Genomic DNA, 13,484 nt, shown 5'->3' on the forward strand with positions numbered 1-13,484 from the left:
GATGGGTTTAAGCCCTCATCGCCAAGTGTCTCGGAAGTCCTGCGTCAACCGAAAGGAGACAGCTCCAGCGTCTCGGGAACGCGTCTCGGGAGGGTAAACCCAAAGGGGATGCTTTTTCCGACACTTTTCCTACCGTTGCCCCATCTCGGCCGCTAGGTTGTCGGGGCGTGGAATGAATCAACATCGACAGGGAATCTATGGCGACCGACAAGGCGAAATCGGCATCTGTTTATAAACATGAGAGCGAGGCCGTTCAGCGCCCTGATGTCGGACTGGAAGCGCAGTTCTCGAACAAGAAGCTGCCGAAAACGTATCGTTACGATTCCAGCGTCGCACCGGAATTGGCGTGGGATGAGAATGGCGAGCGCGCCTTCGCCGAATGGTTATTGGTGCTGATCGCCGACGCCGCCGACAAGGGTGAAAACGTCGTGTTCGCCCAGCCGCAGGTGTGGCAGGGAACGGAGGAAAGCTTCACATCCCTCTCGCAATGCGCTGCGCGGCTTCGCAGCCTGACGAAGCCCTTTCTGAATTGGGCGGGCAAGGCCGAGCGCCAAAAGATTACCGTGCCGACGCTCCCGCTTTTCGTTCACGAGCGACACTCCACTTAGGCGATCCTTGACACCCTCACGTCCCACAAGGCGACCGGCACCAATCTTGACCTGTTCGGCGATACGGGCTTGGACGTTGCCGACAAGCTGGACGCTTACGAACATAAGGGGCCGTGGACCAACCGCCTTGTCCTTGGAGACTCATTGCAGGTGATGAACTCCCTGCTTGAATATGAGGGCATGGGCGGTCAGGTGCAGACTGTTTATTTTGATCCACCGTATGGCGTGAAATACGGCTCGAACTTCCAGCCGTTTGTCCGCCGCCGAAAGGTTGATCACGGTAAAGACGAAGAACTGTCCCGCGAACCCGAAATGGTGAAAGCCTATCGGGATACTTGGGAACTGGGGCGGCACTCATATCTGAGCTACCTGCGAGATCGCTGCCTCCTGGCTAAAGAGACATTGCACGAATCCGGCAGCATATTCGTGCAAATCTCCGATCAAAACCTTGGATTAGTCAGAGACATTCTTGACGAGGTTTTCGGCGAGGAAAATTTTGTTGCCGTTATCAATTTCAAGACGATGATGCCGCTGGAGTCAGGTAAGATCGAGTCGGTAGTCGATTACCTCTGCTGGTATGCGAAATCGAAGCGGGTAATGAAGTATCACAATATCTGGTCGCGAAAGAACGTCGGCAAAGGTTCGGAGTTTGTCTATGCCGACACCGGGGATAACGGCGAATACCGACGTCTTTCTAGTAAAGAAATCGAGGATTTCGATAACACCGCGGCAAAAGAGCGGGTTTTCAAGCGATCCGATCTAACATCGTCGGGTTATACGCCGTCATGCACTTTTCCCATCCAATTCGAAGGCCGGACGTTTGAAACCAAACGCGGTAAAAGCTGGCGCACAACGCCTGAAGGCGTAAAGCGTCTTATAGAAAGAAAAAGACTATTTGTCCTTGGTGATAAGCTATACTTTAAGATGTATCTGCGTGATTTCGGGTATGGGTCGCTTATCAACCAATGGACGGATACCATCGAGTTTGGAAGCCGCTCGTATGTCGTTCAGACCACCCCGACCGTCATAGAACGGTGTCTCAATATGACGACCGATCCCGGCGATCTCGTGCTGGATATAACCTGCGGATCGGGAACAACCGCGTATTGCGCGGAGAAATGGGGTCGCCGCTGGATTTCTTGCGATACGTCGCGGGTGCCTATTGCACTCGCTCGCCAGCGAATGCTGACCAGCACATTTCCGTGGTTTCGATTGAAGAATCCGGCACAAGGTCCGGCAGGCGGATTTGTTTACGAACGTCGCCAGAACCGGAGTGGAGAAGAAGTCGGCGGCATCGTTCCCCGGATCACGCTGGGGTCATTGGCGAATGACCAAGAGCCGGAAACGATCAACCTAGTGGATAAGCCGGAGTCGAATGACTCTATCACGCGCGTTTGCGGCCCGTTTACGGTTGAGGCCACTATCCAAGTGGCGATGAGTTTGGAGGAGGACGGCACGGGACCGACTTCACAATCAGCGTCAAGCAATCCGCGCGCTTACCTTGATCGGATGATCGAGGTGCTGCGCCAAAGTAGGTCGCTGCAACTACCCGGCAATGTCTCGCTGGAACTAGAAACGGTGAAGCCGCTTGTTGACCGCGAGTATCTTCATGCCGAAGGCGTCGCCCGCAACGGAACGGAGAAGCCCATCGCCATCGTGTTCGGTCCCGAAGATGGCGCTATCGGCTCCGAATATGTGTTCAACGCCCATACTGAGGCGTTGCAACAGGGCTATCAGCAGCTTTTCCTGTTCGGTTTCGCCATCGACGCCAAGGCGCGCGAGATGCTGGCGAAGTTAAAACTCTCCACCACCTACGTCGCCGTCACGCCGGATGTGGTGATGTCCGACTTGCTCAAAACCAGCAAGTCGAGCGAGATCTTCTCGATTACCGGCTTGCCGGACGTGCGGCTGGACGAAGCTGGCAAGGCGAAGGACGGAGCCCCGCTTCACCGTGTCGTCATCAAGGGGCTGGACATCTTCCGGCCCGACACGATGGAAACTGATGAGGTGAAAGCGGAAAACCTCCCGTGCTGGATGCTCGATACCAATTATAATGGCATGGCGTTCTTCGCCTCGCAGGTATTCTTCCCCAAGACGAGTGCATGGGATAACCTTCAAAAATCCCTGAAAGGTCAGTTCGCCGACAGCGTGTGGGAGCATCTCGCCGGAACCGCCAGCGAGCCGTTCGCCTTGGGCGACAAGAAGCGCATCGCCGTGAAAGCGATAGATGAGCGCGGCAACGAACTCATGGTCGTCAAATCGGTGGGGAGCGCTAACTGATGCCGGCCGCGCAACAGCAGGTGCCGCCGATCACCGTTACGGAGGTGGAGTCCCCGATCATCAACTCGCCCTTTATCGAGCCACAATGCCATTGGCTGATCGAGCGCGGCAAAGTGCCGGTGAAGGCTGAAGGGCGGCGGCGCGCCAGCTACTTCTATCGCGTTCCCGAACATTCTGGTCGGGGCCGCCGCAGTCGCGCGCAGGCCGAAATGTTCGAGAGCGAGCGTGGCGAAGAGGTCGAGCTTGAGATCGTCAATCTCATTCGGGAGCGCGTAAAGGAATGGCGCGAAGGCGCACGCTCCGGCGGCGTCGCCTACGATGGCGCGTCGTCGGTGACGAAGGAACTGCTGGAGCTTTGGCGCAGCGACGAGCGGATGCAGCGCCTGTTTTTCGCACAGATCGAGGCTGCCGAGAGTATCATCTTTCTGGTCGAAGCCGCCGAAATCTATCGCAAGGGCACCCCAGAAATTCCGAAGGACGAGCCGGGCTTGGAGGCGAAAGCCGCAGGTCTCCGCGCCTTTCTTCGATACGCCTGCAAGATGGCGACCGGCTCCGGCAAAACGACAGTCATGGGAATGCTCGCGGCGTGGTCGATCCTCAACCGCGTAGCCGCGCCTCGCGATGACCGCTTTTCCGATACGGTCCTGATCGTCTGCCCCAACGTCACCATTCGTGAGCGGCTTCGGGAACTGGACCCGGCACTAGGCGATCTAAGTCTCTATCGGACCCGCCAACTTGTGCCGCCACACCGCATGGAAGAATTGCGGCGCGGCGAGGTGATGATTGCTAATTGGCACCGCCTCGCGAAGAAGGAAACCAATACGGTCAACGGCGATTCCGCTAAAGTGGTCAAGGCCGGCGAGCCGGTCGAAGTTGTGAAGAACGCCGGCAAGGCCAACGAGAGCGTCGAAACCAAGTATTTCGAATCCGATGCTGCATGGTTCAAGCGGGTCCGCCGCGAACTTGGTAGCGGCAAGGGCCGCAGTCCACATTGGCTGATTTTCAACGACGAAGCCCATCATGCCTACCGGCGTGGTGATGCCGCTGACGGCGACGAGCAGACGCTGGACGAGGACAAAGATCTCGCCAAAAAGAATGCTCGCGAAGCCACTATCTGGATCGAGGGGCTGGACCGCATCAACAAGTTGGCGGGCGGAAGCCGCCGGCGTGGCGTCAACCTTTGCGTCGATCTGTCCGCGACACCTTTCTACATTCAAGGTTCTGGCAACGAGGTTGGGCAACCTTTTCCGTGGGTCGTGTCGGACTTCGGATTGTTGGACGCGATTGAATCCGGGCTGGTGAAGATCCCGCAGCTTCCCGCGCGCGATGTCAGCGGCGCCGAGGAAGCGGCATATTTCAACATCTGGCGATGGGTTCAGGCCAAAGCGAAGGAGGACGGTTTCGGCACGAACGTCACGCCCGAAATCGTGATGAACTATGCCAGTGCGCCGATCAATCTTCTCGCCGCCGAATGGCATCAGCGATTTGTTGAATGGGAGCAGTTCGCCAAGGCGCAGCACAAACATCCGGTGCCGCCGGTATTCATCGTCGTTTGCCGGGACACCGCAGTCGCGCGTGAAGTGCATACATGGCTCGCCAAAGGCAAAGACAGCTATGGCGTCGCCCCGGCATGGTTTCGCAATTCGCCCGGCCATGAAGTGACGGTGCGGATCGACTCCAAGGTGATCGAGGACATTGAGGAAGGCGGCACCAAGGAAGAAACCCGCCGCCTCCGCTTCATTCTTGATACCGTCGGCAAGGCGGAATGGCCCGGCGGCAAGGTGCCAGACGAATGGGCCGAGCTAGTCCGAAAGCACAATGATAAAGCGGCGAGCGACGATAATGACGGCTCGCTCAAGTGGATCGACGAGCGCATTCCGCCGGGCCGTGACGTGCGTTGCATCGTGTCCGTTGCCATGTTGGCGGAAGGCTGGGACGCAAATACCGTCACACATATCGTCGGCTTGCGCCCGTTCGGCTCGCAACTCCTCTGCGAACAGGTCGTCGGGCGGGCGCTCCGGAGAAAGAACTATGCGCTCAACGAGGAAACGCAGATGTTCGCCGAGGAAACCGCGAAGGTTTTCGGCGTTCCGTTCGAACTGATCCCGTTCAAGGTGTCGCCGCCAGGCCCGACGCCTCCGCAGCCTGACCCGAACCACATATATTCCGTGCCGGAGAAGGCTGAGTTCGAAATCACTTTTCCGGTCGTCACCGGGTATCACCAGTCAGGCCAATTCGATGTTTTCGTGGATTGGGCGCAGGTGTCGAAAGTCACCATCGATCCAATGAAGATTCCACAGATTGTGGAGTTGACCCCGCTCACCACCCCGGATGGCACGCTCGCTGCCTATGGCCCCGGCGAAAAACCCATTCTGTCCTTGAAAGAATGGCGGGCGCTGTTCCGCGAGCAGCAGGTGGCGTTCCGGCTCGCTAAAGAAATCTGCACCCGCTGGGCTGCCGACAATGGCGCGGCTGCCGTGCCGATGCAGGTATTATTTCCCAAGGTAGCGTTCGCCGCCAAACGCTTCCTGGCGGAAAAGCTCGACCGTAAGGGCGACAGCCAGCCATGCGACGTTCTCTTGGTCGGCGAATATATGCAGGCCGCCATTGGTTCGCTCTTGGAGGCAATCAAGAAAGGGGCTTCGACATCGGACGCGGAAGTGGCTGTGATCCCCCAAGGCGCTGCCGGCCGGGGCAGCACGCTTTACGTCGACTTTCACACCACCAAACCGATTTACCCGGTGACGCACTGCCACCTCAACGCGATGGTCGCTGACACGAAAAAATGGGAGCAAAGCGCCGCCTTTCTTCTCGACAGTCATCCCGGCGTTCGTCGTTGGGTGAAGAACGATCGGCTTGGATTGTTTATTCCATATCGCAATCGCGGCGTTCCGACCCGCTATATCCCTGACTTCATCGTGATGACGGACAAGGGGTTGAATGTCATCGTTGAAATCAAGGGACAGGTTACGGATAGCGCGGATGCAAAGGCAAAGGCCGCGATTCGGTGGGTGAACGGCGTTAATCGGCTCGGAACCCAAGGTGAGTGGGCTTATATGTTCGTCACCGATCCGGGCCGAGTTGGCGAAGAACTAAACGCTTATACCGAGGCAAAAAGCACGGCCGCTCCGTTCGAGCTAACTGGTTGACGTTCGGGATGGGCTGACGCCGTGTTTTCGGTGGCACCGCATCAGCGCCATCGACATGACACGCTTTGCCAAGCGGCCAGCGGCTGTATCGTCGAGTTCGCCAGCGGTCTCGTGCGCGATGTCGGTCAGCCGCATGGCGGCCTTTAGCAACGACCGCAGGCTGGGCGGCGTTCGGGAGCACCGCAGATAGTCGTAATAGCGTGCCGAATGGCCGAGATAGTCGGTCGAGAAGGTGGCATGATTCGGCGCACGGCCGGCATCGTTCAGGAATTGATATACTTCATCAAGGATCATCGGTGGCGCGCCTCCGGTTAGCAGCATCGTATTTACCAGCCGCCCCCAATCCGACACGCCCGATCGCTCGAGATAAATAGCTTTGCGAGCCGGCTAACATCCCCGGCAGCAAGGAAAACGCGATGCAATTATTCACACCACCGCTAACGAAGGCGGAGAAATACCGGGCAGAATGCGTCCGATGGATGACCGATTTCGAGCCCAACCTGTTCGTCACCTTCGCGATCAATCGCTGGGTCAGCATGGACGAGGCGCAACGGACATTCGAGGAATTTCACCAGCGACTTGATCGAAAGCTGCTTGGCCGTTCATATTTCGAACGTGCAGGCGATCGCACCGTCTATATCGCTGCAATCGAAAAGCCCGACACAAACATTCACATCCACGCGCTATTCCGCATGACAGCGGAGCAGGCCGCGGGTTTCGGAGATATCGCACCCGGCATCTGGACGAAACTGGTGGCGGCCGGAAATCTCGACATTCAGGCGGTCCGTCATACCGAAGGGGCGGCGCGCTATGTCACGAAGGCGTTGCGCCCTGAAACCAGCGACCGCCTGCTGATCCCACCGCACATGGAGACGACGACAAAGATCGCTGCCTAACGGGAGGACTGCCGCAACGCGAGGTCCACGGCTGACGAAGCCATCCTGTTCAAGCGGGTGCCGGTGACGGACCCGCAGTGATATCTATCACCAAATGATATTGAAGATGAAGAATATCAAGTAATGACTGAAAGTCAATAACGCTTTAGATAGATAGATCAAAAGAGCGATAAAGCCGTCAATAGATATTCCGTTACCACCCCCAAACGGCTCAAGAACCGTGGCGATGGTGACGGAATTATTTTTGACCGAATTTCCGCATCCAGACCCCAATCATCGGTCGCTCTTTTGATCCTCGACATTACGGCTCGATCTGTCCGAAACCAGATAGGAGCCGTCCATGTCAATCCTCAAGTCCTTGAAGCTGGCTGCCGCTGCGCCGGCTCTTCCCTCCAACACCGAATATGGCTTTCGCGCCAAGCTGTTGGGCTGGCTCGCCGAGCAGAAGGCGTTGGCGGAGGCGGAAATCACCGGCAAGCCGTTCACCGCGACGCGGCGCGTAACGCGGACCAATGACGCCGGCGAAAAGGTTCGCGTCGAAGCGCCGCGCCATGTCCGCAAGGGGTGGTTCACCGACACCGCTGGCAAGATGTTCATGCAGGTCCGTTACGGTGCGAAGCCGATCGAACTCGTGAAGGGCATGAATGCGGTCGAGGTTCAGAATCTCGCGGCACTGCCCGCCGTGATCGGGGCGATCAGCGATGCGGTGAATGCCGGTGAGCTGGATACCCAACTTCAGGCGGCGATCAGCGATCGGAAGGCGAACTTCAAGCCACGCGCGAAGAAGGCGGCTGCCTGATGGCGACAATCATGGGGCGGGCGGAGATCGCCCGCCTCAACGATCACTTTCGCGGCACCGGAGAGGACGGATGGACCTTCCTCTCTGCCGGCGTCGCCGCCCTTCCGATTTCAACCAAGGATACGATCATCCGCGCGGTGCGGCTGTTTCGCGATTTTACGCCCGATAACGACCCTTGCGGCGAACATGATTGCGCGGCCCTAACCGTCGGGAGGCATCGGATTATCTGGAAGATCGACTATCACCTTCAGGCTAGGCGCCAGGGCGTCGATCCAGATGTTGCCGATCCGCACAGCGTGCGGCGGATCATGACGATCATGTTGGCAGAGGAATATTGATGCGGCGCTACAACATCGCCGACCTGACCGATGACGACCTCCGCCGGCTGCGGATGCTGGTTCGGATGGAACGCGCCACGGCGCATGTCGTCGTCAGAACGGATTATGCTTGGCCGATCCCGATCCAGACCCGACCACGGCAGTGGCAAGAACCGGCGATCGGCGACGCGATCAACTGATCTAGCGAAAGATTGGTCGATCGCGCTGACGGTAGCGCCTATGGTCAACGCCATGGCGAGCATCGACATTCACTCCGCGCATTCCACGCTACGCGAGCGGATCGTGGAGCATGTCTTCGTGGGCGAAGCCCTTCGCGCGCTCTGGCGGCACGGGATTACCGATGTCGAAGTCCTGCGGTCGGAGTTTGATGCTCACGGATACGACCTGGTGATGGGTCGGGGGCAAATCGTCAGGCATATTCAGTTCAAGACCGGCGTGAGGAACAGGCCGTCGCCCGTATCAGTCGGTAGCGCGCTCGCGGAAAAGCCGAGCGGTTGCGTGATCTGGATTTCTGTGACGCTCGGACTGGATATGGGACCATTCTGGTGGTTCGGCGGCAAGCCGGGTGAGCCACTTCCTGATCTTTCCGAATTCGCCAGTCCCAAGCGCATCGGCAGAAACAAGGAAGGCGAGCGGCCCCTGCGGGCAAACCATCGAAAAGTGCCTGCTCGATACTTCCGACGCATCGACACTATCGACGCCATGCTGGAGACGCTGTTCGGGCCGCTACCGACTGGGCAGGTGCCAGTCGTTGTCGAAAACGGCTAAGGCAGGATCAACGCGGATAACAGGTTGCCACGTCCCACGATGCGGCCAAGCCGATCGCGGGTCTGATCTTCGCGGGAGCTATACCACCCGACAAGCCGGCCCAGCCGATCGCGACCTTCGATCCTATCTCCGCGACTATCCAACCAGCCCAGCGGGCGGCCAAGCCGATCTCGTAATTCCTGTCGCATACCGTGCCTCCCAACTGTCGAGGCTTTCCGATCGAACGCCAGACTGACAAAAGGTCAAGCTCCCCGGCTGCAGGGCCAATGCGCCCCGCTGAGGGACGAACGGCACCACGGGGCACATGGGACGCCCGGCGGTGCGAGTGGCCCTGCGTGACCCCTCGCAGGGGCTATGCGGTGCGACGGGAACGCCCTCGCTTCAACGCGGTGTCGAGCCGGGTAGCAGCGTCCCGCTTTTCACTCGCGGCGGCGGCGGCTTCCTCTTCCGATGCCGATATACGCATCGGTCGGTTCAGCAGCGCGTCTCGCAACGCATTTGCGTTCGTGCTGACCGTCGTGCCGTCCCGCAGGGTATAGGATGCGCCACCGGCCGCCAATTCGGGAAGAAAATTGAAAGTCCCGATTGTGTTGCCCTGATTGTCGAACTTGATGCCGGCGGCATTGCCCGCCATCAGCAACGTCAGGGTCCGGGTCGGAACGCCACCGATCATTTCGACAGGATCGCACCACACGACATCTACCACGTTGCGGATCGCCTCGCGCACCTTCAGCCGAGCGTCGCGCATCGCATCTGGATCACTTGGATCGTTGATCGCTTCGCGGACTTCCAGAACGCGCTGAAGGTGGACATTCGGCGGCAGATGGCCGCGTGCGGCCTGAAGCTCCTGCGCCACCTTGGCGCATTCCACTTCCAAGGCGCGTTGTTCCTGCTTCACGGCACGAAGCACATCGTCAAATTCGTCGCGATCTTCGTCATCGAACTGCGCCATTTTCCGCACGAGGCGCTTGGCCTCGGCCTTCTTGTTATCGATAGCCCGTTCGATCTCCGCCAGCCGGATCGCCAACGGGCCGGACAGGTCATCGCGTTGGAAGAAGCGACCATCGAGCGCGAGGTGGAGCATCGCATCGAGCGCCGCTTTCTCGAAAATGCGTAAGCGTCCGGTGACGGCGTCACCTCAAACGGGCCGGTAGTTCCACGGCAGCAGTTCAGCGACCCGGCGGGCCGGATGGTCTGCGATGCGTCTGATGGTGTCGGCCAGCCAGGCCTCGGGGTCGACGCCGTTGAGCCTGGCGGTTTCCACCAGGCTGTAGATGCTGGCGGCGCGGTGCCCGCCCTGGTCGGAGCCCGCGAATAGCCAGTTTTTGCGCCCGACGGCGATACCGCGCAGCGAGCGCTCGGCGGCATTGTTGTCGATCTCCAGGCGACCATCGTCGGCATAGCGGGTCAGCGCCTGCCAGCGGGCGAGCGCATAGCGGATGGCGACCGCAAGGTCGGAGCGCCGGGACAGCTTCGGTCCGGTCGCGTCGAGCCACTGGCGGAAGGCATCGAGCAGCGGTCCGGCCCTGGCCTGGCGCGCGTGCCGTCGCTCGTCAGGGAGCCGGCCACGCACATCCCGTTCGACGGCATAGAGGCCGGCGATATGGTCCAGTGCCTCGCGGGCCGTGGGGGAGCCGGTTGCGGCATGGACGTCGAAGAACTTGCGCCTGACATGCGCCCAGCAGGCCACCTCTGCGATGCGGTCGCCATAGAGGCGGTCGAACCCGGCATAGCCATCGGCGTGCAGATCGCCCCGGAACCGGGCAAGATGTCCGGCGGGTCGTTCGCCCTTGCGGTCGGGCGCGTAGTGGAACAGCACGGCGGGCGGAGCCTCGCCGCCAGCCCCGCGCTCGTCGCGTACATAGGTCCACAGCCTGCCCGTCCTGGTGCGACCGGCACCAGGGGCCAGTACCGGCACCGGCGTGTCGTCGGCATGGAGGGTCGCGCCGCCCATGACGTGGCGCTCGAGCGCGTCGACCAAGGGGCCGAGGAGCGCGGCCGAGCGCCCGACCCAGTCGGCGAGCGTGGAGCGGGCAAGGTCGACGCCCTGGCGAGCATAGATGCCCGACTGGCGGTAGAGCGGCAGATGGTTGGCGTATTTGGACACCAGCACATGGGCGAGCAGCCCCGCACCGGGTCGACCGCGCTCGATGGGCATGGACGGCAACGGCGCCTGCACTATGCGCTCGCATGACCGGCAGCTGAGCCGCGGCCGGACGTGGCGCACGACCCGGAACGAGGCGGGCACATAGTCGAGCTGTTCCGTAACGTCCTCGCCCATGCGCCGCATGGCACCACCGCAGTCGGGGCAGACGCACGGTGCCTCATGCACGACCTCGGTGCGGGGCAGATGATCGGGCAGCGGCTGTCGATACGGCCTGGCGGTCTCCCGTGTCCGGGTGACCACCGGCATCGCCGCAGTGGCGGCTTCCGCCTCGCGCTCTTCCAGCCCGAGTTCCAGCTGGTCAGCCTGGTGCGTCAGCTTCTCCGACGAACGGCCGAAGGCCATGCGCCGCAGCCGCGCGACCTGCATCCGCAACTGCTCCAGCTCGGCGCCGGCAGCAATGAGCATGGCCTTCAGAAGGGCGATATCGTCGGGCAGCGAGGCGGCATCGGGCGACACGCCCGCTTATACCAGAACCCCCGTGCCGATACACGCGAAAGCCGCAGGAAACCGTACTTTTTACCAGGCCAAGGTCGGCTGCGAGGACCGGATCGGATGCCGCCAGTCCACCCCTTCGAGCAGCATCGACAGCTGCGCCGGGGTCAGCACCGCGACGCCGTCCGCGGTCGCCGGCCAGGTGAACCGGCCCCGCTCCAGACGCTTGGCATGGAGCACGAGACCCTGACCATCCCACCACAGCAGCTTGACCAGATCGCCACGCTTGCCCCGGAAGGCGTACACCGCACCGCCAAACGGATCCTGGCGCAGCCGCTGCTGTACCAGCGCGGCCAGCCCGTCGAAGCCCTTGCGCATGTCCGTGACCCCGGCCGCCAGATACACCCGGACACCGCCCGGCGGCCCGATCAAGCAAACCCCGCCAGCACGGTCTTGAGCACCCGCGCGTCGATGGGAGGTGCCAGGCGGATGCGTTGCCCGGCCGGGCCGACCACTTCCACCACACCCGGTCCGAGCGGCTCCGAATGCGGCACCATGGGCGCGCCCGCCACCTCGACCGGAATGAATGCCGGCCCCGGCAACGGCAATGCTTCGCTCGCCACCCCGTCGCGCAGCAGCGTGCGTCGCCAGCGATACACCAGCGACGTGCACACCCGGTGTCGCCGCGCCACCTCCAGCACGCTGGCACCCGGCATCATCGCCTCCGACACGATCCGCGCCTTGTCATCTTCGCTGAACCGCCGGCGCGGTTCAGGCCCAACCATCTCGATAATTCGCGTCGCCATGATGCCGCACCGGTGTCTGCCACAGTGCCGAACCTGTGGCTTGCGCATCACCTCGTCAGCAAGGTGGAGAAGACCGGACGCTTACGAAAATGCGGTGGTTGAAAAACTCGGGACGATCGCAGCCGGTATGACGGGCGGCGCTGTCGCATTGCAGGTAGCGATAGCGAGCATCGACCTCGGCGCGGCTGCGCATGGTCATCAGCCCGCCGCAGTGTCGGCACCGCGCCAGGGTCGAAAACAGGTTGCGGGCGTAAGCCGCATAGCGGCCGGATCGGGTCTGCCAGCGTTTCGACGCGCTGGCTCTGGCCCGTGCGACGAGGTCGGCGTCAACGGCGCGCGGGAAAACATTCTCGATCCGCTCGCCGGTTTTCTTGCGTTTGCCGCTCTCCGTCATGCCGGCGGGATGATATTCGCCGTCGATAGCCGGATGCTTCAGCAGGATGCCGACATAACTCCAGCCCCAGCCTTTATTGGTCGTGGTGCTACGCGCCTTGCCCCAGCTTGGCACGCCTTGTTCATTCAGGCGCTTCGCGATGCCCCAATAGCCAATGCCATCGGCCGCCCATTCGTAAATCTGCTTCAGCACCGCCACGCGCTCGGGGATCAATTCGTATCCGCGGTAATCCTGATCCTTGTCGATCCGCTCGCCGACGACCCGAAGCCACGCCGGCGGCTTGGCCGACAGAACTTTGCCCTGTCGCGTGAGTTGCTGCTTTCGGCGCCAAGCATCGGCGACCAGTTCGCTTTTCTTCTCGCTCTCCTTGTGGCTGACCGTCGCATTCATGACGATCTCCATGATCCCCATGAGCGCCGTCGGCCCTTTCAGATAGGCATCATCGAAGATGCGTTCGCCATCGACGGTCGCGATCCTGATGCCCTTGTCGCACAGGTCCTCCATCCATCGCTGCGTCACCCGCGGTTCAAGACGGCTCAGTCGGTCAAGCTTGTGGATGACGAGTGTGGTGCCTGGCGCGACATCACCGGCATCGACACGCTTGCGCCATTTGCCGAGATTGCCGACACTCAGGTGATGGCCCTTCCATGCCGACTGCCCGAGGTCCTCCACGACCTCCACGACATTCCAGCCCTTCCGGCGGCAGAAGGCCTCGCACTCCTCAAGCTGCCGCTCTTTCGAGAAGCCCTTTTCCTGCCGCTTGGTTGAAAAGCGAATATAGATAACGGCGTCGGGCAAGCCTATCCTCCGGCGATGACGCCTATGTTTCGGCCTTCTGTGTTACTTT

The 13,484-nt window shown here is 60.8% G+C and carries 14 protein-coding genes; 8 read left to right on the forward strand and 6 right to left on the reverse strand.

Features of this window, described 5'->3' with window-relative positions; genetic code table 11:
- The first annotated feature begins 197 nt into the window (after positions 1–197).
- The 3 genes from DM480_RS18220 to DM480_RS03560 all read left to right on the forward strand — a co-directional run bounded on the left by DM480_RS18220 (position 198) and on the right by DM480_RS03560 (position 6,037).
- The gene (locus DM480_RS18220; RefSeq protein WP_198665888.1) at positions 198–608 is read left to right on the forward strand and encodes a hypothetical protein; all 411 of its coding nucleotides are present in this window, start codon (positions 198–200) and stop codon (positions 606–608) included.
- Positions 609–677: 69 nt separating this feature from the next.
- Positions 678–2,888, forward strand: coding sequence for a site-specific DNA-methyltransferase (locus tag DM480_RS03555; protein WP_198665889.1), 2,211 nt, complete (start codon positions 678–680; stop codon positions 2,886–2,888).
- On the forward strand, positions 2,888–6,037 hold the full coding sequence (locus DM480_RS03560) for a BPTD_3080 family restriction endonuclease (RefSeq protein WP_115377585.1): 3,150 nt from the start codon (positions 2,888–2,890) through the stop codon (positions 6,035–6,037). The genes DM480_RS03555 and DM480_RS03560 overlap by 1 nt, the downstream gene beginning before the upstream one ends.
- On the opposite strand, the gene DM480_RS03565 is transcribed toward DM480_RS03560, so the two are convergent.
- Positions 6,026–6,331 (reverse strand): DUF6626 family protein, encoded by a 306-nt coding sequence (locus DM480_RS03565; RefSeq protein ID WP_125471458.1) that lies wholly within the window; start codon positions 6,329–6,331, stop codon positions 6,026–6,028. The two genes, DM480_RS03560 and DM480_RS03565, sit on opposite strands and share 12 nt — an antisense overlap.
- Before the next feature lie 185 nt (positions 6,332–6,516).
- Here DM480_RS03565 and DM480_RS03570 point away from each other — a divergent pair, with 185 nt between their 5' ends.
- The 5 genes from DM480_RS03570 to DM480_RS03590 all read left to right on the forward strand — a co-directional run bounded on the left by DM480_RS03570 (position 6,517) and on the right by DM480_RS03590 (position 8,838).
- Entirely contained in the window at positions 6,517–6,933 is a 417-nt protein-coding gene (locus tag DM480_RS03570; RefSeq protein ID WP_115377587.1) for a hypothetical protein, read from the forward strand.
- A 340-nt stretch (positions 6,934–7,273) separates the two neighbouring features.
- On the forward strand, positions 7,274–7,732 hold the full coding sequence (locus tag DM480_RS03575; RefSeq protein ID WP_115377588.1) for a hypothetical protein: 459 nt from the start codon (positions 7,274–7,276) through the stop codon (positions 7,730–7,732).
- A complete protein-coding gene (locus tag DM480_RS03580) occupies positions 7,732–8,070 on the forward strand; it encodes a DUF3768 domain-containing protein (protein WP_115377589.1) in 339 nt (112 codons plus the stop codon). Before DM480_RS03575 ends, DM480_RS03580 begins: the two co-directional genes overlap by 1 nt.
- Positions 8,070–8,249: a hypothetical protein gene (locus DM480_RS03585; protein ID WP_115377590.1), complete on the forward strand. Its 180-nt coding sequence runs from the start codon at positions 8,070–8,072 to the stop codon at positions 8,247–8,249. Before DM480_RS03580 ends, DM480_RS03585 begins: the two co-directional genes overlap by 1 nt.
- A 52-nt stretch (positions 8,250–8,301) precedes the next feature.
- Positions 8,302–8,838 (forward strand): hypothetical protein, encoded by a 537-nt coding sequence (locus DM480_RS03590; RefSeq protein WP_115380749.1) that lies wholly within the window; start codon positions 8,302–8,304, stop codon positions 8,836–8,838.
- Positions 8,839–9,190: 352 nt separating this feature from the next.
- Here the strand turns inward: DM480_RS03590 and DM480_RS03595 are convergent, their stop codons facing one another.
- From DM480_RS03595 to DM480_RS03620, 5 genes are all read right to left on the reverse strand, one after another.
- Positions 9,191–9,922 carry a hypothetical protein gene (locus tag DM480_RS03595; protein WP_125471460.1) on the reverse strand — a complete coding sequence of 244 codons (732 nt, stop codon included), beginning with the start codon at positions 9,920–9,922 and terminating at the stop codon, positions 9,191–9,193.
- Positions 9,923–9,976: 54 nt separating this feature from the next.
- The gene (gene tnpC / locus DM480_RS03605; RefSeq protein WP_115380751.1) at positions 9,977–11,410 is read right to left on the reverse strand and encodes an IS66 family transposase; all 1,434 of its coding nucleotides are present in this window, start codon (positions 11,408–11,410) and stop codon (positions 9,977–9,979) included.
- Between the two features lie 111 nt (positions 11,411–11,521).
- Positions 11,522–11,869, reverse strand: coding sequence for an IS66 family insertion sequence element accessory protein TnpB (gene tnpB / locus DM480_RS03610; protein WP_076711207.1), 348 nt, complete (start codon positions 11,867–11,869; stop codon positions 11,522–11,524).
- Entirely contained in the window at positions 11,866–12,243 is a 378-nt protein-coding gene (gene tnpA / locus DM480_RS03615; protein WP_056439051.1) for an IS66-like element accessory protein TnpA, read from the reverse strand. Before tnpA ends, tnpB begins: the two co-directional genes overlap by 4 nt.
- A 55-nt stretch (positions 12,244–12,298) precedes the next feature.
- Complete coding sequence (locus DM480_RS03620) at positions 12,299–13,435, reverse strand: recombinase family protein (protein ID WP_115377594.1); 1,137 nt, start codon at positions 13,433–13,435, stop codon at positions 12,299–12,301.
- Positions 13,436–13,484: the final 49 nt, after the last annotated feature.

Source organism: Sphingomonas sp. FARSPH (assembly GCF_003355005.1).
Taxonomy (GTDB): domain Bacteria; phylum Pseudomonadota; class Alphaproteobacteria; order Sphingomonadales; family Sphingomonadaceae; genus Sphingomonas.